The sequence below is a fragment of the Rhizobacter sp. P2_H2 genome, assembly GCF_056403375.1.
The window spans coordinates 1-4,132 of the sequence record NZ_JBFUFP010000466.1 but is presented as its reverse complement, the minus strand read 5'-3'; the positions used below and the strand labels follow the sequence as shown (position 1 = coordinate 4,132).

The following is a 4,132-nucleotide window of genomic DNA, read 5'->3' as shown; positions in this document are numbered from 1 at the left end:
GCCAGCGGGCGCAGGCGGTGCAGGGCTTCCTGACGAGCCTGTTCACCGCCAACTCGCTGCAGCAGGCCGATCCGCTGCGCGCCCGCCAGACCACCGCGCGCGAGCTGCTCGAGGTCGGCGCGAAGCAGGCGGCGCAGGCGCTGAAGGATTCGCCCGAAGCGCTCGACGAGGTGCTCGACACGCTGGCCGACATGCATTTCCAGCTCGGCCTGTTCGACGAGGCCGGGCAGCTGCGGCTGCAGCGCGTCGAGGCGGCGCGGCGCTCGTTCGGTGCGCACGACGCGCGGCTCGCCAATGCGCTGCTCGCCTACGCCCGCGACGTGAACCACACCGACGACCGCGCCCGCGCACTGGCCGCGATGGACGAAGCCCGGCAGGTGCTCGATGCGATCGGCGACGACGCGTCGGAGACGCGCGGCTGGATGTGGATCAACYGCGCCGAGATCGAGCAGTACGTGTCGTTGGCCGGCATGCGCGAGGCGGCGCAGCAGGCGGTCGCGCATTTCCGGCGGCACCCGGCGCAGTGGTCGAGCGGCTACGAGGCGCTGCGCAACCTGGCGCGCTCGCACCACCTGGCTGGCGATGCGGCCACCGCGCAGGCGATGCTGAAGGAGGCGCTGGCCGAGATCGACCGGCACGAGGCGGCGCCGTCGGCCTGGTCGGTGACGCCGCTGGTGCAGCTGGCCGAGGCGCAGGCGGCGGCGCGCGATTTCAGCGCGGCCGAGGGCAACCTGCGGCGCGCGCTCGACCTCTCGCGCAAGCTCAGCGGCCCGCTCGACGGCGGCACGCTGCAGACCCAGGCCAAGCTGGGGGGCCTGCTGCACAGCCTCGGGCGGCGCGATGAAGGCTGGCGGCTGCTCGATGACGCGCGTGCCGCGATCGAGCGCCCCGATGCGAACGCAACGCCGGCGGCGGTGGGGGYGGTGAACCGCTTCCGCGGCGATGCCCACCATGCAGACGGCCGCTTCGCCGAGGCCGATCGCGACTACGCACCCGAGCTGGACGACCTGCGCGCGCACTACCCCGGCTCGGTGCCGCTCGCGCGCGAGATGCTGCTGCAGGCGCGCAACTGGACCGCGATGGGCCGCCATGCCGAGAGCGGCCGGCAGATCGAGGAGGCGCACCGCATCTGGCGCGCCGTGGGCAGCGGCGTCGCAGCACCGGCCACGCACAACCCGTTCATCTTCGAGGCGGTGCGGTTGCTGCTGGCGCAGGGGCAGGCCGCGCAGGCGATCGAGCGGCTGAAGGAGATCGTGCTGGTCGATGACGGCGGGCCGCAGCTCGACCGCGTGCAGTGGCTGCTGTTCAGCGGGCGTGCCGCGCTGCAGCTGCAGCGGCCGGCCGATGCCCGCGCCCAGGCGGCGCAGGCGCTGGCACTGCTCGCACCGGAGCGCGAATCGGCTCGCTTCGATGACAAGGAGGCCGACGCGCTGCTGCTGCAGGGCGAGGCCTGGCTCGCGGAGGGGGACGCGAAGGCAGCACGCGCGCCGTTGACACGGGCCGTCGCATTGCGCGAGCGGCTGGCCGCACCGGGCAGTGCGTGGCTGGCCGAGGCGCGGGTGGCGCTTGCGCGATGCCTGCGGGCGCTGAACGAGCGCGCCGCCCCGCTCAGTCGGCCTTCATGAGAATGCGCACGGGGTACTGCATCGCACACGGCACGCCGTTGCAGCGCGCCGGCTTGTACTTCGCCTTCATCAGCACGGCGGCAGCGTACTGCGTCAGCCGGTCGTCTGGCGAGGACATCACCGACACCGCCGTCGCCTCGCCGCTGCTGTTCACGTCGACGGCGAGCAGCAGCCTGCCGTTGACGTGCAGCCGGTTCCTCCCATCCGCAAGCGCCCGTACGATGCCGCGCGGGCCGTTGAGCGGGTAGGGCGGTTCGTCGTCCGGCCCCATTTCCTCGTACTGTGCCTTGACGACGCGTTGTTGCTGCGGCGTCAGCTCGCCGTAGGGCTTGTCCAGCGGCAGGTTGGAGTTGGCCAGCTCGCGCACGATGTGCGTGCCGCCGCTCGGCTCGGTCTGCTTCAGCGAGTAACGCTTCGGCGGCGTGGCATCGGCGGCAGAGGCGATCAGCGGCGCGCACGACAGCAGCCCGGCGGCCAGGGCGATGAGGTTCTTTCGCATGCGGGCAGCATAGCTTCCGGACGCGGGGAACGCTTCATCAACCCGGTGGAAATGCAGGGCCACCGTGCACGAGCACGGTGGYCGGCACCCCCGGTTCAGGCACTCAGGCCGAGCGAGTAGCCGGCCGGTACCCGCCCCTCGATCCCCGGGAACCACACCTGGCCGATCGCCGGCAGCTTCGCGCCGCGGCCCAGCGCGGCACTGCCGGTGAACACGTCGAAGTGCGCGCCGAAGATCGCGCCGCCGGTGTCGTTGACGGTGAACCAGCCGTCGTGCACGAAGCTGCCGCCGCGGCCGTCGGGCAGCGCCAGGCCGTCGTACTCCTTGATGTAGACCGGCGTGTGCGCCGGCACCAGCCCGCCGTGGCCCTTCCAGCGCGGCTCCGAGTTCGCCTTCAGCCCGAGGTCGGCCGCCAGCGTGCGGAATGGCGTGTACGCCACACCCCGCTGCATGCCATAGCCCACGCCGCGCCGGGCGGCGGGCACCTCGTGGAAGGTCATCGCGCCGACCACGCGGCCGTCCTTGACCGAGATGCCGGAGTACCTCGTCGATACCGGCGGCTTGCCCTGCGCCGCGAGCCGCGCGTTGCGGCGAGCGTAGGCGCGCTCGTGGTAGTCGAGCACCGCGGCATAGCGCTCGTGCGACACCGCGGTCGATTGGCCGGTCACGTTGACCAGCCGGCCATCGCCCAGGCGGGCCGTGCCTTCCAGCGACAGCTTCGCGAAGAAGGCCGGGCTGCCTTCGGCGATCGTGCGGCCGTCGTCGCCGAGGATCGGGATGCGGATGGCACCGGTCGGATCGTCCGACTGGTCGACGACGTGGTAGGTCGTCAGCCGGAAGGTGCGGTACGCCGACGGGTCGGTGGGCGGTTGCGGACGGGCGCCCGGAGTCGCGGTGGAGGGCGCGGGCGGTGGCGAGGCCGTGGCCGGCGCGCCCGCCCCGGCCGACGCGGTCCCGCGCTCGCGCAGCGACAGCAGGTAGCGCGTCGGGTTCAGCAGCGAGGCCGGCGCATTCTTCTCGTCGCGCCACCAGCGGGCGGTGTTGGTGCTGCCCTTCACGTAGGTCTCGAAGTGCAGCATCGCGGTGTCGCTGACGAAGCCGATCGCCTGGCCGGCTGCCACGCGGTCGCCGACCGACAGGCCGTTGCGCTTCAGCGAATCCTTCGTCAGCTCGCCGTAGTTGGCGAYGATGCCCGAGCCTTCGTGCTCGATCAGCAGCCGGTAGGTCTGCTGGCCCGAGGCGGCGGCGTAGAAGAACGCGAACGACACGATGGTGCCGCTCTCGCAGGCCAGCACCACGTCGCCCTTCTTCGCGAACAGGTCCACACCGACATGCCGGCGCCGCGTGGCCACGCCGTTGCGCTTGCCCTTGCGCTCGGCGAGGAACATGCGGCCGGCGCGGCCCTCGATGCCGTTCGGCTCGCGGAACTTGTACGAGATCACGCGCGCCTGCGGGTGCGTGGTGCGCAGCGGCCAGTGGCTGCAGGGCGGCGGCAGCGGCGCGAACGGCACCGGCCGGCCCGCAGGCACCGGCACGGGTGCCTTGTCGCCGAGGGCCTGGTCGAGCTCGTCGGGCGTTTCCGTCTCCGGATCGAGTTCGCCGGCGTCCTCGGGCTCGGCGTCGGCGGCTTCTTCCTCGTTGTCCTCGAACGATTCGGCCTCGTCGTCGGGGCCTTCGTCGTCGGCCAGGGCCTCGTCATCGCCAGCTTCGTCATCGCCCGTTTCGTCGTCCGCAGCCTCGAACTCGTCCGCGAGCGCCTCCAGCTTGTCATCGCCTTGCTCGTCGTCCTGCTCGGCCTGGCGATCGATCTCTTCCAGCGCATCGGGATCCTCGCCCTCCAGCGGCAGCCCCTCCTCCAGTTCGTGCTCGCCGCCGCTCGCCAGGCCTTGCAGCAGCGCCGGCAATTGCAGCCCTGGCACCTGGTGGTGCTGCCCTGTCTCCATCCGCGTCACATGCAGGTTGCCGCCGCGTGCGCGCAGGAAGGCATCCCCGCGGTCGTGGGTCGCCG

The 4,132-nt window shown here is 72.3% G+C and carries 3 protein-coding genes; 1 reads left to right on the top strand and 2 read right to left on the bottom strand.

What is annotated here, in order from left to right:
* Positions 1-1,625 (top strand): hypothetical protein (locus AC1D15_RS20465; protein ID WP_477827408.1); only part of this gene is annotated, 1,625 nt, incomplete at its 5' end.
* Here AC1D15_RS20465 and AC1D15_RS20460 read toward each other — a convergent pair.
* Positions 1,609-2,187 (bottom strand): energy transducer TonB, encoded by a 579-nt coding sequence (locus AC1D15_RS20460; RefSeq protein WP_477827407.1) that lies wholly within the window; start codon positions 2,185-2,187, stop codon positions 1,609-1,611. The two genes, AC1D15_RS20465 and AC1D15_RS20460, sit on opposite strands and share 17 nt — an antisense overlap.
* A 32-nt stretch (positions 2,188-2,219) precedes the next feature.
* The coding region (locus AC1D15_RS20455) for a peptidoglycan DD-metalloendopeptidase family protein (protein ID WP_477827406.1) at positions 2,220-4,132 on the bottom strand (1,913 nt) is incomplete at its 5' end.